The organism is Lentzea sp. NPDC102401 (assembly GCF_044765805.1).
Lineage (GTDB): Bacteria > Actinomycetota > Actinomycetes > Mycobacteriales > Pseudonocardiaceae > Lentzea > Lentzea sokolovensis.
The window spans coordinates 267,853-288,942 of the sequence record NZ_JBIWKS010000006.1; the positions used below are offsets into that span (position 1 = coordinate 267,853).

The following is a 21,090-nucleotide window of genomic DNA, read 5'->3' on the forward strand; positions in this document are numbered from 1 at the left end:
TGGATGACTGGAGGTGCGGTGAACCTGTCGAATCTCGACCTCAACCTGGTCGTGGGGGGGGGGGCCCCCCCGGGGGGCCGCCCCCCCCCCCCCGGGGGCCCCCCCCCCCCCCGCCGCGTCCCCTGATCCCCCGCCGCGACGAATCGCGGCCCCTGACTACGCCTGCTCGGCCTCGACCGTCGTCGCGGGCTCGCTACCAGGCTTCCGGCGGTCCTCCAGCGAGATTCCGCACTTGCCGACCAGCGCGACACCGGCACCGATCGTCGTGGCCACCGGAGCGGCGAACGCCGCCACCAACCCGAGAGCCACCGGCACCTCGAGCACCACGTCGTCCTTGCTGTCCCGCACGACGACACGACGGTTGATGCCCTCGCTGACCAGTCCGCGCACGGCGTCGACCACCGAGTCGACGGGGTTGCGGGTGGGCTCGGACTTGGATTCGCTCATGTCTCTCCTCGAACTGGGACATCCCCTTGACGACTTCCAGCGTGCCCGTGATCAGGTGCCGTGCCATCAGGGTTTTCCCCTGACCTCCGCCTGATTTCCCCCTCAGGCCGGGAAACCCGCTCCCACCTCCGGTGATAGGTGATGCGCATCACGCGGTCGCGCGCATAGGAATGCGCATCGGGAGATTCCGGGAATTGTCCTCCGAGAAAACGCTCAACGACGTCCGGTGGCCAGCACGACGAGGAACTGGCCGCCGCCCGACTCGACGGTGGCGGTCACCGGCAGCCCCGGCACCAGCCGGGAGAACCGGTCCGCCAGCCAGTCCGCCGCCTCGTGGGCGTCCTGCTTCGTCGGGCACCGGGCCACCATCTCGCGGCCGCCCTTGCGCTCCAGCCGCCCGGCCACGGTGATCAGCGGCGCGGGTTCGGCCACGTGCAGGCGGTCCGGCCACGCGATGACGACCTTGACCGCGCCCTTGCGGCTGTTGCACCCGCGGTGCGCAAGTCGTTCGGCGATCTTCGCCTTCCGATCGGCTGTCCGGCTGTCGACGCTCGGCCCTCGCGCGTCGTTCACCGACATTCCGGGGTCGACCGGTTCGTCGCACACCCAGCATCGCCAGCCGTCGCGTTCGGCCACGTCATCGAGGAGACTCACCGGGGCAAACTAGCCTGCCCTGCCGCCGAACCGCTCACGGGACGGTGACGAGCACGCGGCCGCGACCGCCCGCGTCGACCCGCTCGTGGGCCGCCGCGATCTCGGCGAGCGGGAACAGCTGCCCGACCTTCACCCGCAGCGCGTCCATGGCGGCCGCGGCGGTGAGGTCGCGGGCAGCGGCCCGTTTGGCGGCGGCGGGGAAGTCGTCGCTGCCGAACAACCTGACCGTGGCGTTGGCGAACAGCAGTGGCCAGAACGGCAGTTCCGTGCGGTCGGTCCGGGTGCCGTAGGCGGCGATGACGCCATCGTTCGCGATGACGGCGACGTCGAGGTCCGCGTTGTCGGACAACGACACCTCGACGATGCGGTACACGCCGTCCGGCGCGTGCGCGCGGATCTCGTCGGCCGCGCCGGGGGTGTCGAGGGCTACCGCGTGCAAGACGAACTCGGGGTCGACGAGGTCGAGGTCGCTGGTCCTGGTCACGGTTCCCAGGACGGTGGCGCCGCCCCAGCGCGCCAGTTGCGCGGCGAGGGAACCGACACCGCCGAGCACGCCCTGCACCAGCACGGTCCGGCCGTCGACCGGTCCGTCGGCGAACACCGTGCGGTGGGCCGTGATGCCGGGGATGCCCAGGCTCGCGGCCAGTTCGTCGCTCAAGTGATCAGGCAGCGGCACGGCCATGTGGTCGGGCACGACCACGTACTGCGCGGCCGTGCCGAACGCACGGTAGGACTGCGCGCCGTAGACCCACACGCGCCGTCCCAGCCGGTTCTTGTCGACGCCGTCGCCGACCGCGTCCACCACTCCGGCGGCGTCGCTGTGCGGGACGACCCTCGGGAACGGCATCGAGGAACCCAGCCAGCCACGCCGTTTCTTCGTGTCGCCGGGGTTCACCCCGGACAGTCGCACCTCGACCCGCACCTCACCGGGGCCTGGCTCGGGATCGGGCAGCTCGCCGACGCGCAGGACCTCGGCGGCGGAACCCTGCCGGTCGTACCAGGACGCGAACATGCTTCTCCTTCAGCCGGAACGGGAAGTCGGCAGTCCTTTTCAGACGGTCGGACCGGTCAGGCGCCACCCACTCTGCCAGCTCCAGCCGTTGCGCGCGTTGAGGGTGATGTTCAGGAAGGCCAGTTCCTCCAGCGAACGGGCCATCCGCAGGCCGCCCGCGTCGATCGGCCGGAAGCCCAGCGAGGTCAGCAGGTCCGCCACGACCTGCTTCGCCGCCTCGTCGTCGCCGGCGTAGTAGCCGTCCAGTGGCTGACCGCCCTCGGTCGCGTCACCCAGCCGCGAGGCGAAGACGGTGTTGAACGCCTTGACGAGCTTCACCCCCGGTGCGGCGGAAGCCAGTTGCTCGGCGTGACTCGTGCCGCCGGTCGTCAGGCCGCTGTAGGTCTCGTTGATCGGGTTGGTGGCGTCGACGACGACCGCACCGGTGCCCTTGATCTCGTCCAGCACGTCGGCCGCGACGCCGGCGGGCACCGCCAGCACCACCACGTCCGCGCCCTGGGAAGCGTCTGCCGCGGACGCCGCGGCCGTTCCTCCCACCTGCTCGGCGACCTTGACCGCGTTCTCCTCGTGGGCGGCGGCGACGGTGACCTGGTGTCCCGCGGCGGCGGCAGCGCCGGCGAGCCCGGATCCGACGTTGCCCGCACCGATGATCGCGACCCGCATGACAGCCTCCAAATAGTTCAAGTTTGAACTTTCTGTCTCCGACACTAGGAGCGAATGGTTCAAGCGTCAAGTAAATTGGAGGTGTGACCTCGGACTCGAAGGACCCGCGCTGGCTGACGGCGGAGCAACGGCTGGCCTGGCTCGACATGGTGCGCGTGCTGACCCGGCTGCCCGCGACCCTCGGCGCCCAGCTGGAGCGCGACGCCGGACTGACGTTCTTCGAGTACCACGTGCTGTCGATGCTCTCCGAGATCCCCGGCCACGCCCTGCGCCTGAGCCGCCTGGCGCAGCTCACCAGTTCCTCGCTGTCACGCCTCTCGAACGTCGTGAAGCGCCTGGAGGCCCGCGATCTGCTGCGCCGCGAGCCCGACCCCGGCGACGGCCGGGCCAGCCGCGCGGTCCTCACCGGCGCGGGCATGGCGGCCGTCGAGCAGGCCGCACCCGGTCACGTCACCTTGGTCCGCGAACTGGTCGTGGACCCCTTGGACGAGGCACAGCTGAGCCAGCTGCACGCCGCCCACGAACGCATCCTCGACCGGCTCGACCCCGCCTCGTCCACCCGGCCGGAGTGGCTGGAGACCTGAGTCAGCGCGGCGTGGTCCGTTCCTGCCACCGCGCCAGCAACCCGAGCGCCCTCGCGAGCACCGGCGAGTCGTCGTCGGCGCGCACGGCGGCCACGAGCTCGATGCCCTGCCCGCCCGCCAGCGGACGATAGGTCGTCCCGGGCACGCCGAGTTCCGCCACCGGTTCCGGGACGACGGCCACACCGAGCCCCGAGGCGACGAAGGTGACCAGGGTCGAGGTCTCCGCCACCTCGTGGCGGATCCGCGGCTCGAACCCCGCCGAGCGGCACAGGTCCGTGACGATCCCGTGCATGACCGAACGGCCGTGGGACGCGTGCACGATCAGGTCTTCCTCGCGCAGGTCCTCGATCTTCAGCCGTTTTCGCCGCGCGAGGCGGTGGTCCTCGGGCAGCGCCACGATGAGCCGGTCGCGGCGCACCGTGGTCACCCGCAGCCCGGAGTTCTCGACCGGCGGGCGCAGCAGGGCGAGGTCGACGCGGCGGGCGAGCAGGGATTCGAGCTGGTCCGGTGCCAGCATCTCGCCGCGGAACACGAAGTCGACGGCCGGAAGCTCGTCCCGCAGGGCCCGGGCGAACGCGGGCAGCAGGCTGTAGGTGGCCGAGCCGACGCACCCGACGACCAGCCTGCCCTGCACGCCCTCGGCCACCCGTCGCGCCTCTGCCGCCGCGTCGTCCACAGCGGACAGCACGGCTCGCGCGCGGTCCAGGTAGACCAGTCCGGCGTCGGTGAGGTCGACCTTGCGGGTGGTGCGGTGCAGCAACGTCACGCCGAGCTCGGCCTCCAGTTGCTGGATCTGCTGCGAGAGGGGTGGTTGTGCCATGTGCAGGCGTTCGGCGGCGCGCCCGAAGTGCCGTTCCTCGGCGACCGCCACGAAGTACCGCAGATGACGAAGTTCCACCGATTGATACTGGCAGAGTCTCAGTCGACGTCAAACGGGTATTTCTGGATATCACCGGACGGCCCTAGGGTCGAGGGCATGACCGACGTCGTGATCTGCGAACCCCTCCGGACCCCGGTCGGACGGTTCGGCGGGGCTCTGGCCTCGCTGAGCGCCGCCGACCTCGCCACCGCCGTGCTCACGGAACTGGTGCGCCGCACGGGGCTGCGGGAGGGCGATGTCGACGACGTCGTGCTCGGACAGAGTTACGCGAACGGCGAGTCACCGGCGATCGGCCGGGTCGCGGCGCTCGACGCGGGCCTCGGGGTCGGCGTTCCGGGCCTGCAGATCGACCGGCGCTGCGGTTCCGGGCTGCAGGCCGTGCTCTACGCGGCGGGTCAGGTCGCCACCGGTGCGGCGAAGGTCGTCGTGGCGGGTGGCGCGGAGTCGATGTCGCAGGTCGAGCACTACGCGCTGGGGCTGCGCACCGGTGTCCGCAGCGGCGGGATCCAGCTCGTCGACCGGCTCGACCGGGCCAGGGAGACGGCCGGTGGCCGGTTCCACCCGGTGCCCGGCGGCATGCTGGAGACGGCGGAGAACCTCCGCCGCGAGTACGGCATCTCGCGGGCCGAGCAGGACGAGTTCGCACTGCGGTCGCAGCAGCGCTGGGGTGCCGCCGACCAGGCGGGCAGGTTCGCCGGCGAGCTCGTGCCGGTGACCGTGCCCGGCCGCCGCGGCAGGCCCGATCTGACCGTCGACCGGGACGAGCACCCCCGCCCGGACACGACGCTCGACGACCTCGCCGCGCTGCGACCGGTCCGGCTGAAGCTCGACCCCGAGTCCACGGTCACGGCGGGCAACGCGAGCGGCCAGAACGACGGCGCCGCGCTGTGCGTGGTCACGACTCGCGACGAAGCCGAGAAGCGCGGGCTGCGGCCCGTGCTCGCACTCAGGTCGTGGGCCGTCGCCGGGGTCGGACCCGAGGTGATGGGCATCGGACCGGTGCCCGCCACGGCCGCCGCGCTCGACCGGGCCGGACTCACCCTCGACGACCTGGACGTGATCGAACTCAACGAGGCGTTCGCCGCCCAGGTGCTCGCGTGCCTGCGCGAGTGGAAGGTCGACGCGGCCGACGACCGGCTCAACCCCAACGGGTCCGGCATCTCGCTCGGCCACCCGGTCGGCGCGACCGGAGCGCGGATCCTCGCGACGCTCGCGCACGAGATGCGCCGCCGCGGCAGCCGCTACGGCCTGGAGACGATGTGCATCGGCGGCGGCCAGGGTCTCGCCGCCGTCTTCGAGGCGGTGCGCTGATGAGCGTCGCCGAGGTCCACCACGTCGTCACGGGCAGGCCGGACGGCCCTGTCGTCGTGCTGTCCAACTCACTGGGGTCGACGCTGGAGATGTGGGACGCCAACGTCGCCGCGCTCGAGGAGCACTTCCGGGTGGTCCGCTACGACACCCGCGGCCACGGCCGCTCCCCCGTCGTACCCGGCCCGCACACCATCGACGCGCTCGTCGGCGATCTCGTCGTGCTGCTCAACCGGCTGGGCGTGGAGAAGGCGCACCTGGCCGGGCTGTCGCTCGGCGGCATGACCGCACTGCGCGTCGCCGCCCGCAACCCCGAACGCGTGGACCGGCTCGCGGTCCTGTGCACCAGTGCCTGCCTCGGACCGGCGTCGAACTGGACCGACCGCGCCGCCCTCGTTCGCGCACGAGGAACAGGCGCGGTCGCCGAGGCCGTCGTCCAGCGCTGGTTCACGCCCGCGTACCAGGACCGGGCGCGGTGGGAGGCGATGGTCTCGGCCACTCCGGCGGAGGGGTACGCGGGCTGCTGCGAGGCGATCGCCGTCATGGACCAGCGCGCGGACCTCGCCGGGATCAGCGCGCCGACGCTCGCGATCGCGGGAGCGGACGACCCGGCGACACCGCCCCACCACCTCGAGGAGATCGCCACCTCGGTCCAGGACGGCCGGCTGCTCGTCGTCCCCGGCGCCGCGCACCTCGCCAACGCCGAGCAGCCGGACGTCGTCACGGCGGCGCTGATCGACCACCTCACGAAGGAGAGCCGTTCATGAGCCTGGACAAGGTGGCCGGCGGACCGGCCGAAGCCGTGGCCGGCATCCCGTCCGGCGCGAGCGTCGCGGTCGGGGGATTCGGGCTCGCGGGCATCCCGTGGTTCCTCATCGAGGCCCTGCTGGAGCAGGGCGCCGACGACCTCACGATCGTCTCCAACAACTGCGGTGTCGACGGCGCCGGTCTCGGACTGCTGCTCGAACACCGCCGCATCAGCCGGGTCGTCGCGTCCTACGTCGGAGAGAACAAGGAGTTCGCACGGCAGTACCTGACGGGTGAGCTGACCGTGGAGCTCACTCCACAAGGGACACTCGCGGAACGGCTGCGCGCCGGCGGTTCCGGAGTGGGCGCCTTCTACACGCCGACCGGCGTCGGCACGCTCGTGTCCGAGGGCGGCCTGCCGTGGCGGTACCACCCGGACGGCACCGTCGCGCTCTCCTCCCCTCCCAAGGAGGTCCGCACGTTCCACGGCAAGGAGATGGTGCTGGAGGAGTCGATCGTCACCGACGTGGCACTCGTGCGCGCCGCGATCGCCGACCGCGCGGGCAACTGCGTCTTCCACGCCGCCGCCCGCAACTTCAACCCGGCCGTCGCGATGGCGGGCCGGTTCACCGTCGTCGAGGCCGAACGCGTCGTCGAGGTCGGCGAGATCGAGCCGGACCACGTGCACCTGCCCGGCGTGTTCGTGCAGAGCGTCGTCGCGCTCACCCAGGACCAGGCCGCCCGCAAGGACATCGAGAAGCGCACCACCCGCGCCCGCCAGGAGGCGAACTGACATGGCCTGGACCCGCGACGAGATGGCCGCCCGCGCCGCGCTCGAACTGCGCGACGGCGAGTACGTCAACCTCGGCATCGGCCTGCCCACGCTGATCCCCGACCACCTGCCGGCGGACTCCACCGTGACGTTGCACGCGGAGAACGGCATCCTCGGCGTCGGCCCGTTCCCCTACGACGACGAGGTCGACCCCGACCTCATCAACGCGGGCAAGCAGACCGTCAGCGTGCTGCCGGGAGCCTCGTTCTTCGACTCCCCCACCAGCTTCGCGATGATCCGCGGCGGCCACATCGACACCGCCGTGCTGGGCGGCATGCAGGTCTCCGCGCACGGCGACCTCGCGAACTGGATGGTGCCGGGTGCGATGGTCAAGGGCATGGGCGGCGCGATGGACCTCGTCAGCGGTGCCCGCCGGATCATCGTCCTGATGGACCACGTCTCGCGCGCCGGTGATCCGAAGCTGGTCTCCGCCTGCACGCTGCCGCTGACCGGACGCCGCGTCGTCTCCCGCGTCATCACCGACCTGGCCGTGCTCGACGTCGCGGACGGGGCGTTCCGGCTGGTCGAGCTCGCGCCCGGCAGCACGGTCGAGGACGTGGTGGCGAAGACGGGCGCGCCGGTGCTCGACAGGGACTCGGCGGCGACGGCGTCAGGGTGACTCAGGCGGATCGACACCCTTCCAGCATCCACCCGCCAGACTCGTGGCCATCGCGTCGAGCCGGCGGGCGTTGATCGGGTCGGGTGCCCGGAGATGGAGCTCGCGGGCCGCGTCGAATGCCCGCCGCGCCGCGCCGAAGTCGCCTGTCTCGACGCGCGCGCCGCTCAGGTCCAGATACGCGGCGACGGCGAGGTGCACGTCGTCCGTGTCGTGATAGAGCTTTGCGGCCAAGGCGAACTCGTCGGCCGCGGCGGTGGTGTCGCCGAGGACGCGCAGGCTGTGGCCGAACTCGCGGTGGGCGAGGGCTTCCGTCATCTTGTTGCCGGCCGCCACGACCGGCGGCAACGCGGAGCGGAAGATCCGGACCGCGTCGTCGTGCCGTTGCACCCGTGCGTGCGCTTGTCCCAGGGACAGCAGAGAATCCCCTTGCTGGCCCACGAGATCGTCCTCGCGAGCGATGGCCAGAGACCGTTCGTGATATTCGACCGCACCGAAGAAGTCACCGAGCAACGACTTCGCGTCCCCGATGTTCTGCAGCACGATGGCCATGTAGCCGCGGTCGTCGAGGGCCTCGAACAGTGCGAACGACGACTCGTACGAAGCGAGCGCGCTGGCGGTGTCGCCTTGTTCGTGGTGCATCCAGCCGAGGTTGTTCAGCGTCGCCGCTTGCCGTTGTGTGTTGCCGGCCTCCCTCGCGATGGCGAGACACCGTTGCTGTTCCCGCACGGCCTCGGGGACTCGTCCGGCGTGGACCAGGGCGATCGAGAACTGCGCTCTGGCCTTGCACTCGAGGTCGAGGTCGTCGAACTCCATCACGGCGTCGACCGCGGACCGCAGCAGGCGGACGCCGAGCAACCACGTGCCGCGGTGCTCGAAGTAGCCGGCCAGCAGGAACGGGATCTGCCACGCCACCTCGTACCGTTGCGTCGACACGGCGTGATGGACCAACGCGGAGAGGTTGGACCTCTCGTCGTCCAGCCACGCCAACGCGTCCAGCGCGGTCCCGAACGGCGCCGTCGGGTCGGCTTCGATGCCGGACGGGCGGTAGGGCACGAGCAACCGGTCCGCCGCGGCCAGCCTGCCGACGTACCAGGCACAGAGCCGGTCGAGCGCCGCCTCGCGGGCGGGCCGATCCTCCTCCGCCTCCGCGAGTTCCCTGGCGTACAACCCGATCAGGTCGTGGAAGGAGTAACGGCCGGGTGTCCGGCAGTCCAGCAGATGAGCGTCGTACAGCACCTCCAGCAGGCGCCTGCTCCCCACGCCGTCGAGTGCGTCGGCGGCCTCGGGCGTGACGTCGACGTCCGGCACCAGGCCGAGCCGCCGGAACACCCTGCGCGCGGCCGGTTCGAGGCGCTCGTACGACAGCGCGAACACCGACCGCACGGCCGCTTGGTCGTCCTCGGAGACCGTGAGGGTGCTCAGCCGGTTGCGGGCCAGCTCGGCGACGAAGCCGGCGAGCCGTCGGCGAGGCTGGTCCAGCAGGTTCGCGGCGGCGATCCGCAACGCCAGGGGCAGGTGGCCACAGGCCTGGGCGACCTCGGCCGCGGCGTCCGGCTCGGCGTCGACCCGTTCACCGCCGAGGAGGGCCACGAGCAGGTCGTGTGACTCCTGCGGCCGCAGCGGAGCCAGCAAAAGACGGCGTGCGCCGTTGATCGCGACCAGACCGGCGAGACGGTTCCGCGAGGTCACCAGGGTCACGGTCGTGGACGTGCCGGGCAGCAGCGGCCGGACCTGGTTCACGTCGTGCGCGTTGTCCAGCAGCACGAGGACCCTGCGGTCGGCCACGAGCGACCGGTAGAGCCCGGCGGCGCTGTCGAGCTCCTGCGGAACGTGTTCGGCCGGAACGCCCAGTGCGCGCAGGAACTCACCGAGCGCGTGCGCCGCGTCGACCGGGTTCGCCGTGGCCGCTCCGCGCAGGTCGACGTACAGCTGGCCGCCGGGAAAGTCGTCACGCCGCTGATGCGCCCACCGCAGAGCCAGCGCGGTCTTGCCGACCCCGGCGGCGCCCGCGATCGCCGAGATCGTCACCAGTCCCGCTCCACCGGCCACCGCGGCGTCCAGCTCCTTCAACTCGTCCACCCTGCCGCTGAAGTCGCGCGGCGCGGCGGGCAGTTGCGCCGGCCGGGGACGGCGCGGCGGGCAGTTGCGCCGGCCGGGGACGGCGCGGCGGGCAGTTGCGCCGGCCGGGGACGGCGCGGCCGCGCCGGGAGGTCCAGCGCCGGATCGGCCCGCAGCACCTCCTGGTACCGGGCGCACAGGGCGTCGGACGGATCGACTCCCAGCTCGTCGCTGAGCGCTTCCCTCGCCTGGTGGTAGGTCGCCAGGGCGTCCGCCTGCCGGCCGCACCGGTACAGGGCCAGCATCAGCTGAGCCCGGAACCGTTCGTGCAACGGTTGCCGCGCCACCACCTCGGTCAGCTCCGCCACGAGATCGTCGTGCCGGCCGAGCTCCAGATCGACGTCGACGCGCTCCGCCAGCAGCGCGAGCCACCGGTCGATCAGCGCGTCCGACAGCGCCAGCACGGCGGGCACGTCGACGAGGTCGGCGAGCGGAATCCCGCGCCACAACGCCAACGCGTCGCGCAACAACGCGGCACGCCTGCCGGGATCGACGGTCGCATGGGCGTCCGCGACCAGCCGTCGCATCTCGTCGGCGTCGAGCTCGCCCGGTTCCACGACGAGCCGATAGCCGGCGGGACCGTGCGTTATTCGCGCCGGATCGCGGAGCTTCCTGCGCAGCCGATGCACGTACAGCTGAAGGGTCTTCCTCGCGGACGCGGGCGGGTTCGTCTCCCACAGCGCGTCCGCGAGCGCCTCGGCGGACACAGGCGAGTTGGCGTCGCAGAGCAACAGTGCCAGCAAACGGCGGAGCATCGGTTGATCCAGATCGACGTCCTTCCCCTCCACCACGACGCGAAGTGGACCGAGCACGCCGAACTCCGTCTTCATGGTCGCCTCCCGCCGCACGACGGTGGCACCGCTCCCGGTGAAACCGCCGTGAAACCGGCCGGGTTCACGGTGTTGGCGTAACCGCGGGAACGCGGGACACCGCACCAGGAGAGGAATTACATGCGAACGGGGACAGTCGCACACAAACTCAGGACCGCCGGCATGGTCGTCGCCGCGCTGGGCGCCGTTCTGGCGGCGGGACAGCCGGCCACCGCGGATCCGGGCGCGATGGCCGACAGGTCGTGCACCGTCACCACCCAGTGGACCTGCGTGACCGCGCCGCTGTGGGTCGGCAGCGGCGCGAACCCTCACGCCGCGACGCTGAACATCCCGTGGACGGCGCCGTTCGAGCCGGGCACTCCGGACCCGGTCAACTCGTTCGTGATCGTCCGGTACCTCGACGGGCCCGGGAATCCGGAGATCCTCCGCAACAACAAGAGGCGAGGAGAGGAACACAGCGTCTGGGCCGTCGGCTGGCCCGCCGGGAACTACCGGGCCGAGCTGCACTGCCCGCACTCGTGCCAGGGAGCCTCGCTCTACTTCGACAACTGATCGGGGGCGACCATGTTCACCAAGTTCGCACGGAACACAGTCGTCGCCTGCGTGAGCATGTTCGCGGTGACCACGTCCGGCACACCCGCGGGGGCGGGAGACGACGACCCCAACGGCATCAGGCTGGAGCAGATCGGCTCGGACCTGAGCGCCGCCGCCTGGGAGTGCGAGCCCGGCTACTCCTGCTACTACGACCTCACCGAGGGCCGGAGCTGGCTGTGGAACGCGCCGGGATGCGGTTGGTACAACCTCGCGTCGAACGTCCCGCGGCTCGACAACCGCATCTCCTCGATCCGCAACCGCGGCAGCGGCGAGGTCAGGGTGTACCGCTGGGAGACCGCCAAGGGCTGGGTTTTGAAGGGCTGGGTCCCGGTCGGGAAGCAGGGCAGCTTCTACAGCGATCTGGAGAACGACATCGATGCCGTGGACATCGTCTGCTGACTCGCCACGTGTGACCGACCAAGGGGGAAGTTCCATGAGATCGATTCGCGCAACACTCGCCGCCACAGCGGTTCTGGCCGCGGTGATCCCGGTGGCATCACCGGGAACCGCGCAGGCGGCGGCGTCCTGCAACAGTTTCACGACGTACTCCGTCACGGGCGGATTCATGCGGGTGCCCACGATCGGGTGGGACACCGGCGCCTACAACTGCGATCTGGGCAGGGGCAACTTCGGCGACGCCGTCCGGGTCATCCAGGTGTCGATGCGGCGGTGCATGGGCCAGAACATCGCCGACGACCGCGACTTCGGCCCGAAGACCGAGCAGGCGGTGGAGAACGTCCAGACCAAGCTCAACGAGTGGTACAACGCCGGCCTCACGGTCGACGGCAGGTACGGCCCGAAGACACGGCAGGGCGGTTTCCCGTTCGCCGTGTTCCCGACCTTCGCCACCTGGACCCCGAGAGAGGACGGGTACTGCTACTACAACATCAACCCGTGAGGTGCCGCCGGCGGGGAGGACCACCCCACGCACGCGTGAGGTGATGATCACCTGCATCATCTGGGCATGCGCAGCTCACTGTTCAACCACGCGGAACGGCCCGTCGAGCCGGGAAGCTTCCAACTGCAGAACGAACGCATGCTCAAGGTGGACCTCACCGGCAGCGGCGGGTTCTTCTTCGCCAAGCAGGGATCGATGGTCGCCTACCAGGGTGACGTCGACTTCGCCTACGAAGGCAGCGGTGGTCTCGGCAAGCTGTTCAAGAAGGCGTTCACCGGCGAGGGCATGTCGCTGATGAAGGTGTCGGGCAGCGGCGACGTGTTCCTCGCCCAGGACGCCGACGAGATCTTCGTGCTGTACCTGGAGAACGAAGGCGTCACGGTGAACGGCAAGAACGTGCTCGCCTTCGACAGCAGTCTCAAGTGGGACATCAACCGCACCGAGGGCGCGTCGATGCTCAGCGGCGGCCTGTTCAACACCACGTTCACGGGGACCGGAGCACTCGCGGTCACCGCCTACGGCACGCCGGTCGTGCTGAACGTGGACGTGCCGACGTTCGTCGACATGCAGTCCGCCGTCCTGTGGTCCACCTCGCTGCAGTCCTCGATCCGCAAGACGGCCAAGCTCGGCGCCGTCATCGGGCGCGGCTCCGGCGAGGCGTACCAGCTCGCACTGCAGGGTCAGGGCATCGTCGTCGTGCAGGCGTCGGAGGGTCACCCCGTGCCGACCGCGCAGTAACGCCCGTGCTCGGGTGATCGTCGGATGAAAGCGGCGCCGGTGTCACTCGGCGCCGCTTTCGTTCTGCTCCTGCACACGATGTCGGCCTGCTCGCCGCCCGCCAGGAGGCAGCGGATTTAGGGCAGGAGCATGATCTTCCGGCCGGGACCGATGAGTTCTTGCGGCCCCCGTGGTCAACACGTCGACCAAGAGCGGAAGGAAGCCCATGACCCAGCTGGTGAAGGTCCAGAACTTCGTCGTGTCGCGGGACGGGTTCGGTGCCGGTGAGGACCAGACCCTCGACAGGCCGTTCGGCCACGCCGATCCCGGCACCATGTTCGCGTGGGCGGGCGCCACGGCGAGCTGGCCCAACCGCACCGATCCCGGTGGCACCCGCGGCCTCGACGACTACCTGACCCGCGACTTCGCGCACAACATCGGCGCGGAGATCATGGGCGCCAACAAGTTCAGCCCGCACCGCGGCCCGTGGCAGAACCACGACTGGCAGGGCTGGTGGGGCGGCGAACCGCCGTTCCACACCCCGGTCTTCGTGCTGACGCACCACGAACGGCCGTCGTTCACGCTCTCCGACACGACGTTCCACTTCGTCAACGGCGATCCGGCCGACGCCCTCGCGCTCGCGAAGGAGGCCGCGCAGGGCAAGGACGTCCGGATCGGCGGCGGTGCCACCACCATCCGGTCGTTCCTCGACGCCGATCTGATCGACACGTTGCACGTCGCGGTGTCGCCGGTCGAGCTCGGGCACGGGGTGCCGTTGTGGAAGTCGCCCGACGAACTGCTCGACCGGTTCCACGTCGACGTCGTGCCGAGTTCCAGCGGCGTGACGCACCACCTGTTCTGGAGGAAGTGACGTCCGGCTACCGCTCAACGGTCGTGCGTGCCCGCACGGTCTGCTCGCTTGCTGACCCTGGACGTCACGGCCGCGGCAGCAGCCCGATCCGGTAGCGGTGGTGGTAGTGCCTGCCGGTGAGCCACAGCTCCCCCGCCGCGCCCGGCACCGCCGCGATGCCGCCGATCACCTGGTTCCGGTCCGTCGGCACTTCGGCGACGGTGACGGAGGTGAGGTCGGCGTCCGCGGTGACGGTGCCGGAGGCGAGGTCCACGCGGATCATCCAGTCCGTGCCGTCGACGGCCGCCCACACCTGCGGGCGGCCGTCGACGCGCGTGCAGTGGAGTTCGCCCAGCCGTGCGGCCCCCCACTCGCGGGCGTCGATGCGAAGTTCGCGGATCAACTCGGCGGTGTCGCGGTCCCGCAGCAGCAGCGTGGTGGTGCCGTCGGACTGCACGAGGTGCGTTCCGTCGTAACACAGTCCCCAGGCGTCGTCGGTGATCGTGGCGCGGCGTCGTTCCGCCAGTGAGCTCGGATCCAGCAGGACGGCGGAGTGCCACAGACCGGCCGGGGTCAGCGCGGTTCCGCTGCCCGGCGCCACGGTCCGCTGGGCCTGGACCTCACCGGTGGCGGGTGCCACCGCGCGGATCACCGGGCCCGTGTTCTCCACCAGCAGATCGCCGACCAGTTCGAGGCCCCGCGCGTCGGCCCTGTCGGTGGGGACGCGTGCGAGGACCTGCGCGCGGAAGTGACGCGAGACGGACTTCGTGGCTATCGGCACGGGACTGGCGGTCGTCGAGGTGACCTGGGCGACGGGGTGGGGAGCCGCACAGGCGGTGAGGGTCAGCAGCGCCGCGGCCGCCGAGCAGAGGACTCTGTTGACGCACAACGGTTTCACCGCACCGATCGTCGTGACGCACTGACGGTGGCGCTTCCGCCGTCGTGGGTGAGTCCGCCGGGCCGTTCATCCGCGAGGGGTGAGGCCGCCCGCGTCGTGCACGGCCACGCTGGAGAGACATTCCACTGTGGAGGTTGCCGTGACCGATGTGACAACGCCGGAACAACGCTGGGCGGCCCGGTTCGCGTTCCTGGCCGCGGGAACGGCCGTCGTGGTCGTGCTGGTGGCGGCCGGGGTGCGCGCCGGTGTCGGGCTGGTGCTGGTCGGTGCGACGGGGACGGCGCTCGCGCTGGCGGGCGCCTGGTGGTTCCTCGCCCATCGCGGTCTCGCGCGGTGGCTGGCCGGGGTGCTCGTGGTGCTCGTGCCGCTGACCGTCATCGTCCTGTACGTGCAGGCCCGGTTGGCGTGGGTGGTCGTGGTGTGCGCTCTGCTGTGGTTCGTGGCGGTGGCCTGCGGACGGCGCGCGCTCACCGCGAACGGCGGGGCGGGCAATCCGGTCGAGTTCGAGGTGCCACGGCCCCGGCGGCCGTACCTGATCATGAACCCGAGGTCCGGCGACGGGAAGGTCGGGCGGTTCGGACTGCCCGACCTGGCCACGGTGCTGGGCGCGGAGGTCTGCGTGCTCGACGGCTCGCAGGACGTCGCCGCGCTCGCCCGGCAGGCCCTGGACGACGGCGCCGACCTGCTCGGGGTGGCCGGAGGTGATGGCACGCAGGCGATCGTGGCCGGCATCGCGGCGGACCGCGGCGTGCCGTTCATGGTCATCTCGGCGGGCACGCGCAACCACTTCGCGCTCGACCTCGGGCTGGACCGCGCCGATCCCCGCCGCTGCCTCGACGCGCTCACCGACGGCGTCGAGGTGCGGGTCGACCTCTGCGTGGCCGGGGACCGCACCTTCGTCAACAACGCGTCGTTCGGCGCGTACGCCGAGGTGGTGCGGAGTCCCGCCTACCGCGAAGGCAAGAGGCGGACGACGCTGAACCTGTTGCCCGGCCTGCTGATCGGGCCCCGGTCGGCGGCGCTGCGGGTGCTGGCGGGCGAGGACCGGCTGGACGGACCGCAGGCGGTGCTGATCAGCAACAACCCCTACGGGTCAAGCGATCTGGCCGGCCTGGGCCGCAGGCCACGGCTGGACGGCGGCGTGCTGGGCGTGCTCGCGGTGACGGTGCGCGACGCGGCGGAAGCCGCCGGCCTGTTGCGCGGCCGGCGGCGGTCGGACGCCGTGGTCCTGCGGACCGCGACGGAGGTCGTCATCACGGCGGACACCCCGTTGCTGCCGGTCGGCGTGGACGGCGAGGCGGTCATGATGACGACTCCCGTGCGGTGCGTGGTCAGGCCGGGGGCGCTGCGCGTACGGGTGCCGCGCCACCGGCCTGGAGTCCCACAGGCGCGGCCGGAACTCGACTGGACGCGCCTGCGCGAGCTGGCCCTGTCCTGAGAGGCCAGTACAGCCAACTCACGATCACCAGGCGTGCGACCACACCCGGCTGGACGGGGCTAGCGGCGCCGGACTACCCGGCGTGCCCTGAACATTCCCGGCGCTCCTCCGCCTCGCCGCACCGTGCGTCGTGCGGTGCGGCGGGCCACGCGGCGTGAACCGAACATGTCTGCCTCCTCAACGCGTCGATCCTGCTGTTTCCAGGTCGTGCAGTTCCTGTGCCTCCTCCGCGCTCACCAGCCCGATCGCGACCAGGTCTAGTGGGCTGATGAAGCCGTCGGAGACGCGGAACCCCTGGGCGCGGGCGACGGCGTCGCGCAGTGGCACGGCCCAGTGGTGCTCGATGAGCAACAACGCCGCCGCGCTGTCATTGGGAATCTCGGCGAGCACGTCCCACGCGTCCGCGTCGCTGAACGGGTGGACGCCTCCCTTCTCCCGCGCCGACTCGGCTCCCACCTCCGCACCAAGACCGAGCAGCGCGCTGATCTTGCTGCCCAGCTCGACCGCCTCCGCGGGCGAGAGGTTGCTCAGGTGTTCGACCGCGATGGCGCCCTTGGGGTCCTTGTGGACGGCCAGGGCGTCGATCACGCGGATGGTGTCGGTCTTGCGGAGTTTCTCCAGTTCGGCGATCACCTCACCGCGGAAGTCCGGGTGGGTGAAGCCCAGCACGATCAGTTGGATCGGCCCGATGGCCATACGACTCCTCCTCTGTTCGATCAGTTGGGTCATCCGGTGCGGGTGGAACGCACGGCGAACGCGGTCACGAGCAGCTCGTAGGCCACCAGCACCACGACGATCGACAACAGGGCCGTCCACGACGAGAACAGCAGCGCGAGCACGACAGCCACGGCGACTCCGCCCACGCGCACGACGTCGAGGTGCCGTGCGGTCCAACTGGGGCCGTGCGCGGCGAGCGTCTGTACGCCCCGGCGGATCGCGCCCCAGGCCTCGACTGTCTTGTGGCGCAACCACACCGGTCCCTTGCCCGGTCCGATCGCGTACATCAGCAGGGCGAGCACCGCGCCCGTCCAGAGCATCTGCCAGCCCCGTGTGCGCAGCTGGCTGAAGACCGTCGTCAGCACGTCCGCGGCACCGTCGCGGTAGAGCCCCTCCGGCACGTTCTGCAGGATCTGCTCACGGACCGCGCGCAGCGTCGCCGTGACCGCGACGGCGGCGACCACCAGCCACAGGCCGAGTTGCAACGCCGTGCGCCGACGGTCGGGCGAGACGAGCAACGCGAGTACGAGCAGCACGAGTGTGCTGATCAGGAACAGGACGAGGCTTCGTTTGGCCGTCGTCACGGCCTGCTGGGCCGCCCACAGCCGCCCGGAGTCGTAGACGGTGAACTGCGCGAAGTTCTCCGGCAGCGTCACGCCGAGCGAGTCCTGCACCCGGACCCGCAGATCGGCCGGGATCTCACCGCTGCTCAGGTCCGGCAGCGAGAGCTGCTTGCCGAACAGGGTGGGCAACTGGGCGCTGAGCGTCCGCAGCACCTCGTTGATCAACGGCAGCAGGTCGATCTCGACCCGGTCCTGGTGGACGGCGACGAGGTCGCTGTCGCCCTCGACGACGGCGAGCGCACGCTGGTGTGCGCGGCGGTTCAGCTCGGTCCAGACGCGCTGGAACTGGTCGCTGCCCAGGACTTTGGTGGCCGTCGCGCGCACCGGTGCGTGCAGCTGGCTCGCCAGCGGCCCGGCGACGAACGCGGCCTGCTCTGGCAGCACAGACCGCAACCGCTGTTCGACGTCGACGGCCGCGAAGAGCTTGACGGTCGCGAAGTCCGCCACCGCCGCGGCGACCTCCGGGTCCTTCGGCAGGGGCGCGACCGTGGCGACCCATCGGTCGGTGTTGAGCGCGGTGCGCGCGCTCCAGATGCCGACGACGCTCATCACGAGCGCGAACGCCGTCACCGCGATCAGCACGGCGGCGCCGATCCGGCGGAGCATCCGGACCGTGGCCGCACGCCGCTCCCGCTGATCCAGCCGTGCCTGCAGCGCGTACACCTGTGCCCGCAACCGGGGCAGTTCGTCCGTCATCCCGGTCACCGCGCCTGGCTCTGCGCGGCGCGCGGCAGGAACGCGGCCGCCGCCATGCCGCCGAGTGCGATCAGCGCCAGCACGACCATCGCCAGCGCGTAGGAGCGTTCGGGTGTCCTGGTGATGCCGGCGACGAGGATGGTGCCCGCGATCGCGGCACCGAGTGAGGACCCGAGATTGGACACGCTGCGGGACAGGCCGGAGATCTCGCCCTGCAGCGCGTCCGGGAAGCTCGACTGCACGACGTTCACCGACGGGGTCAGCATCGCGCCGATGCCGAGCCCGATCAGGAACAAGCCCGGCAGGAAGGTCCACGCCTGCGACGAGAGAGCGAGCAGCGCGAGGAAGAGCGCGATGCCGGCGACCGTGACGGCGAACCCGGTCAGCACGAGGCTGCGCTGGGCGTGCCGGCGTGCGAGACGTTCGGCCGACAGCGACGCGAGCAGCACACCCGCCGTGGCGGCCGTGAGGATCAGGCCGGTCTCGATCGCGTTGTAGCCGCGCACGACCTGGAGGTACGCCGAGACCACGAACGAGATGCCCATGAGCACGAGCCACTGCACGTTCTGCGTGACCAGGCCGAGGTTCGAGGTGCGGCTGCGGAACAACTCCGTCGACAGCAACGGTTCCACGCCGGCGCGTTCCTTGGCGCGCACGGAGTGGAAGAACCACACGAGCGTGAGGGCCCCGGCGGCGAGCAGCCCCAGCATCAGCCAGAGGTTGTCGTCCGCCGCCAGCACGCCCGAGACGATCAGGACGAGTCCGGCCGACGACAGCACCGCGCCGCGGACGTCGAACGGGCGGCTCGGGTCCGGTGGCCGAGGGTCCCGGACGTACCGGCGGCTCAGCACGAAGATCACCACGACGACCAGCGCCTGGAACAGGAAGGCCACCCGCCAGCTGAGCGCCGTCGTGATGAGCCCGCCGATCAACGGCCCGGTGGCCGCGCCGATGCCCGCCATGCCGTTGATCACGCCGAAGGCACGGGCCCGCGAGGTGACGCCGGTGAACAGCATCGTCGCCAGGATGTAGACGGGCGGGATCAGCAGCGCGGTGCCGACGCCCTCCAGGATCGAGTTGCCGACGATGAGGACCGGCAGGCCGGGCGCGAACGCGCTCAGCACGGCGCCGAGGCCGTACACGGCGAGACCGGCGGTGAGACATCGCTTGCGGCCGTAGCGGTCGGTCAGTTTGCCGCCGGGGATCATCAGCGCCGCCATGACCAGCAGGAAGATCGTGATCGCGAGCTGGACGCCCTGGACGGTCGTGTCCAGGTCCCGGCTGATGTCGTTGATCATCACGTTCATGTTGGAGCCGGCGAAGCTGCAGATGAACTGGGCGAGGGCGAGGGGCACGAGCACTCTGCGCAAGGCGTTGGAGTCCACTCACGCAGACTCCGGCGGCCGCGTCCTGAGCGCTTCACGCGGCGCGGATGAGGTGCCGCGCCGGTGCTCCCCCGCGACGGGTGGTGTGCCGGCGATCGCGGCGGTGTTGCGTCGCAGGTGGACCGGAGCCGCCGGTCCCGTCTTCGGGGAGGTGCGCGATGACCGGTTCGGTGGCCGCGAGGGTCGCCGCGGGTCTGGCCGCCCGCGAGGAGATTCCGCTCGACGCCCACGCGGAACTGTTCGAGGACAACGACCGGCGCGACCCGGTGGACGTGCTCGCCGGGCAGGACGCCACGCGGCTGCCGGAACTGGTGCCGATCCGGTACGGGCGGATGCTGGCCTCGCCGTTCGCGTTCTTCCGCGGTGCGGCCGCGGTGATGGCGGGTGACCTCGCGGCCACGCCGTTCTCCGGGCTGACCTGCCAGCTCAGCGGGGACGCGCACGTGAGCAACTTCGGGGTCTTCGCCTCCCCGGAGCGGCGACTGGTGTTCGACCTCAACGACTTCGACGAGACGCTGCCCGGTCCGTTCGAATGGGACGTCAAACGCCTCGCGGCCAGCATCGCCGTCGCCGGCCGGCAGAACGGGCTGGGGCGCAAGGCACGGGCAGCCGCTGTGCGCGCCGCCGCCGGCCGGTACCGGTCGGCGATGATGCGCTTCGCACAGCAGGGCGATCTGGAGGTCTGGTACGCCCACGCCGGTGCCGACGAGGTCGAGATCCTGCTCAAAGCACGTGCGGGCAAGGCGAAGCAGCGCCGTTTCGCGCGTGAGCAGACGAAAGCCCGTGCGCGCGACAGCCTTCAGGCCTACCGCAAGCTGACCTCCGTCGTCGACGGGTGCCGCCGCATCACGGCGGATCCGCCGCTGCTCGTCCCGGTCGGCCACCTGATGCCCGACGCGGAGCGCGCGGACCTGGAGTTCCTGATCCAGGACCTGCTCGCCGGCTACGCCACCACCCTGTCCGCTGACCGGCGTCACCTGATGAACGGGTTCCGGTTCGTCGACATGGCGCGCAAGGTCGTCGGGGTCGGCAGCGTCGGGACCCGGTGCTGGATCGTGCTGCTGCACGGGCGGGACGAGAACGATCCGTTGCTGCTGCAGGTGAAGGAGGCACCGCGGTCGGTTCTCGCGGACCACCTGCCCGATGGTGTGCGCACGACCCACCGCAGCGAAGGCGAACGGGTCGTGGCCGGGCAACGCCTGATGCAGGCCGCCGGCGACATCTTCCTCGGCTGGGAGACCGCCGAGGGCATCGACGGGCTCACCAGGGACTTCCACGTCCGGCAGTTGCGCGACTGGAAGGGCTCGGCGTCGGTCGAGACGATGGACGCGGCAGGCCTGCGGCTGTACGGCGCGTTGTGCGGGTGGACGTTGGCCCGAGCGCACGCGCGCACCGGCGACCGGATCGCGATGGCCGCGTACCTCGACGACGGCAAAACGTTCGACGCCGCGCTCGTCGAGTTCTCCGAGCGCTACGCCGATCGCAACGAGCAGGACCACGAGCTCGTCTTGGAGGCGGCCAGGACCGGGCGCATCAAGGTCCGAAGTGGACTCTGACGACTCTCTTTGCCAGGAACGAAT

At 71.0% G+C, this 21,090-nt stretch carries 23 protein-coding genes; 12 read left to right on the top strand and 11 right to left on the bottom strand.

What is annotated here, in order from left to right:
- Positions 1 to 156 precede the first annotated feature (156 nt).
- The 4 genes from ACIRG5_RS22990 to ACIRG5_RS23005 all read right to left on the bottom strand — a co-directional run bounded on the left by ACIRG5_RS22990 (position 157) and on the right by ACIRG5_RS23005 (position 2,821).
- Positions 157 to 447 carry a DUF4342 domain-containing protein gene (locus tag ACIRG5_RS22990; protein WP_402907712.1) on the bottom strand — a complete coding sequence of 97 codons (291 nt, stop codon included), beginning with the start codon at positions 445 to 447 and terminating at the stop codon, positions 157 to 159.
- A gap of 213 nt (positions 448 to 660) precedes the next feature.
- Positions 661 to 1,101 carry a hypothetical protein gene (locus ACIRG5_RS22995; protein WP_402907715.1) on the bottom strand — a complete coding sequence of 147 codons (441 nt, stop codon included), beginning with the start codon at positions 1,099 to 1,101 and terminating at the stop codon, positions 661 to 663.
- Between the two features lie 34 nt (positions 1,102 to 1,135).
- Positions 1,136 to 2,113 carry an NADPH:quinone reductase gene (locus ACIRG5_RS23000; RefSeq protein ID WP_402907718.1) on the bottom strand — a complete coding sequence of 326 codons (978 nt, stop codon included), beginning with the start codon at positions 2,111 to 2,113 and terminating at the stop codon, positions 1,136 to 1,138.
- A gap of 39 nt (positions 2,114 to 2,152) precedes the next feature.
- Entirely contained in the window at positions 2,153 to 2,821 is a 669-nt protein-coding gene (locus tag ACIRG5_RS23005; protein WP_402907720.1) for an NADPH-dependent F420 reductase, read from the bottom strand.
- Between the two features lie 38 nt (positions 2,822 to 2,859).
- Here ACIRG5_RS23005 and ACIRG5_RS23010 point away from each other — a divergent pair, with 38 nt between their 5' ends.
- Complete coding sequence (locus ACIRG5_RS23010) at positions 2,860 to 3,360, top strand: MarR family winged helix-turn-helix transcriptional regulator (RefSeq protein ID WP_402907723.1); 501 nt, start codon at positions 2,860 to 2,862, stop codon at positions 3,358 to 3,360.
- 1 nt (position 3,361) lies between these two features.
- Here the strand turns inward: ACIRG5_RS23010 and ACIRG5_RS23015 are convergent, their stop codons facing one another.
- Positions 3,362 to 4,258, bottom strand: coding sequence for a LysR substrate-binding domain-containing protein (locus ACIRG5_RS23015; protein WP_402907726.1), 897 nt, complete (start codon positions 4,256 to 4,258; stop codon positions 3,362 to 3,364).
- A 78-nt stretch (positions 4,259 to 4,336) separates the two neighbouring features.
- Here ACIRG5_RS23015 and ACIRG5_RS23020 point away from each other — a divergent pair, with 78 nt between their 5' ends.
- Genes ACIRG5_RS23020 through ACIRG5_RS23035 form a run of 4 tightly spaced genes read left to right on the top strand, consistent with a single transcriptional unit; the run spans position 4,337 to position 7,746 of the window.
- A complete protein-coding gene (locus ACIRG5_RS23020; protein WP_402907729.1) occupies positions 4,337 to 5,551 on the top strand; it encodes an acetyl-CoA C-acetyltransferase in 1,215 nt (404 codons plus the stop codon).
- Positions 5,551 to 6,315: a 3-oxoadipate enol-lactonase gene (gene pcaD / locus ACIRG5_RS23025; RefSeq protein ID WP_402907732.1), complete on the top strand. Its 765-nt coding sequence runs from the start codon at positions 5,551 to 5,553 to the stop codon at positions 6,313 to 6,315. Before ACIRG5_RS23020 ends, pcaD begins: the two co-directional genes overlap by 1 nt.
- Positions 6,312 to 7,088 (top strand): CoA transferase subunit A, encoded by a 777-nt coding sequence (locus ACIRG5_RS23030; RefSeq protein WP_402907735.1) that lies wholly within the window; start codon positions 6,312 to 6,314, stop codon positions 7,086 to 7,088. Before pcaD ends, ACIRG5_RS23030 begins: the two co-directional genes overlap by 4 nt.
- 1 nt (position 7,089) lies before the next feature.
- A complete protein-coding gene (locus tag ACIRG5_RS23035; protein WP_402907738.1) occupies positions 7,090 to 7,746 on the top strand; it encodes a CoA transferase subunit B in 657 nt (218 codons plus the stop codon).
- Here the strand turns inward: ACIRG5_RS23035 and ACIRG5_RS23040 are convergent.
- Entirely contained in the window at positions 7,738 to 9,816 is a 2,079-nt protein-coding gene (locus tag ACIRG5_RS23040) for a tetratricopeptide repeat protein (protein ID WP_402907741.1), read from the bottom strand. The two genes, ACIRG5_RS23035 and ACIRG5_RS23040, sit on opposite strands and share 9 nt — an antisense overlap.
- On the bottom strand, positions 9,813 to 10,694 hold the full coding sequence (locus ACIRG5_RS23045) for a BTAD domain-containing putative transcriptional regulator (RefSeq protein ID WP_402907744.1): 882 nt from the start codon (positions 10,692 to 10,694) through the stop codon (positions 9,813 to 9,815). The genes ACIRG5_RS23040 and ACIRG5_RS23045 overlap by 4 nt, the downstream gene beginning before the upstream one ends.
- Before the next feature lie 120 nt (positions 10,695 to 10,814).
- Here ACIRG5_RS23045 and ACIRG5_RS23050 point away from each other — a divergent pair, with 120 nt between their 5' ends.
- The 5 genes from ACIRG5_RS23050 (at position 10,815) to ACIRG5_RS23070 (ending at position 13,774) form a co-directional block, all read left to right on the top strand.
- Positions 10,815 to 11,246 (top strand): hypothetical protein, encoded by a 432-nt coding sequence (locus ACIRG5_RS23050; RefSeq protein ID WP_402907747.1) that lies wholly within the window; start codon positions 10,815 to 10,817, stop codon positions 11,244 to 11,246.
- Positions 11,247 to 11,258: 12 nt separating this feature from the next.
- Entirely contained in the window at positions 11,259 to 11,687 is a 429-nt protein-coding gene (locus ACIRG5_RS23055) for a peptidase inhibitor family I36 protein (protein WP_402907750.1), read from the top strand.
- 34 nt (positions 11,688 to 11,721) lie between these two features.
- A complete protein-coding gene (locus ACIRG5_RS23060; protein WP_402907752.1) occupies positions 11,722 to 12,186 on the top strand; it encodes a peptidoglycan-binding protein in 465 nt (154 codons plus the stop codon).
- A 66-nt stretch (positions 12,187 to 12,252) separates the two neighbouring features.
- A complete protein-coding gene (locus tag ACIRG5_RS23065; protein ID WP_319974056.1) occupies positions 12,253 to 12,924 on the top strand; it encodes an AIM24 family protein in 672 nt (223 codons plus the stop codon).
- Positions 12,925 to 13,129: 205 nt separating this feature from the next.
- The gene (locus ACIRG5_RS23070) at positions 13,130 to 13,774 is read left to right on the top strand and encodes a dihydrofolate reductase family protein (RefSeq protein ID WP_402907757.1); all 645 of its coding nucleotides are present in this window, start codon (positions 13,130 to 13,132) and stop codon (positions 13,772 to 13,774) included.
- A 64-nt stretch (positions 13,775 to 13,838) separates the two neighbouring features.
- Here the strand turns inward: ACIRG5_RS23070 and ACIRG5_RS23075 are convergent, their stop codons facing one another.
- Positions 13,839 to 14,651 (bottom strand): glutaminyl-peptide cyclotransferase, encoded by an 813-nt coding sequence (locus tag ACIRG5_RS23075; RefSeq protein WP_402907760.1) that lies wholly within the window; start codon positions 14,649 to 14,651, stop codon positions 13,839 to 13,841.
- A gap of 139 nt (positions 14,652 to 14,790) precedes the next feature.
- On the opposite strand from ACIRG5_RS23075, the gene ACIRG5_RS23080 reads away from it, so the two are divergent.
- A complete protein-coding gene (locus tag ACIRG5_RS23080; RefSeq protein WP_402907763.1) occupies positions 14,791 to 16,089 on the top strand; it encodes a diacylglycerol/lipid kinase family protein in 1,299 nt (432 codons plus the stop codon).
- A gap of 177 nt (positions 16,090 to 16,266) precedes the next feature.
- Here the strand turns inward: ACIRG5_RS23080 and ACIRG5_RS23085 are convergent, their stop codons facing one another.
- From ACIRG5_RS23085 to ACIRG5_RS23095, 3 genes are read right to left on the bottom strand one after another with little or no spacing between them, the layout of a single operon-like run.
- Positions 16,267 to 16,785, bottom strand: a complete 519-nt coding sequence (locus tag ACIRG5_RS23085) for a hypothetical protein (RefSeq protein WP_402907766.1) — start codon at positions 16,783 to 16,785, stop codon at positions 16,267 to 16,269.
- A gap of 29 nt (positions 16,786 to 16,814) precedes the next feature.
- Positions 16,815 to 18,125 (bottom strand): hypothetical protein, encoded by a 1,311-nt coding sequence (locus ACIRG5_RS23090; RefSeq protein WP_402907769.1) that lies wholly within the window; start codon positions 18,123 to 18,125, stop codon positions 16,815 to 16,817.
- Positions 18,126 to 18,130: 5 nt separating this feature from the next.
- Positions 18,131 to 19,510: an MFS transporter gene (locus tag ACIRG5_RS23095; protein WP_402907772.1), complete on the bottom strand. Its 1,380-nt coding sequence runs from the start codon at positions 19,508 to 19,510 to the stop codon at positions 18,131 to 18,133.
- A 158-nt stretch (positions 19,511 to 19,668) separates the two neighbouring features.
- On the opposite strand from ACIRG5_RS23095, the gene ACIRG5_RS23100 reads away from it, so the two are divergent.
- Positions 19,669 to 21,066 (top strand): DUF2252 domain-containing protein, encoded by a 1,398-nt coding sequence (locus ACIRG5_RS23100; RefSeq protein WP_402907775.1) that lies wholly within the window; start codon positions 19,669 to 19,671, stop codon positions 21,064 to 21,066.
- Positions 21,067 to 21,090: the final 24 nt, after the last annotated feature.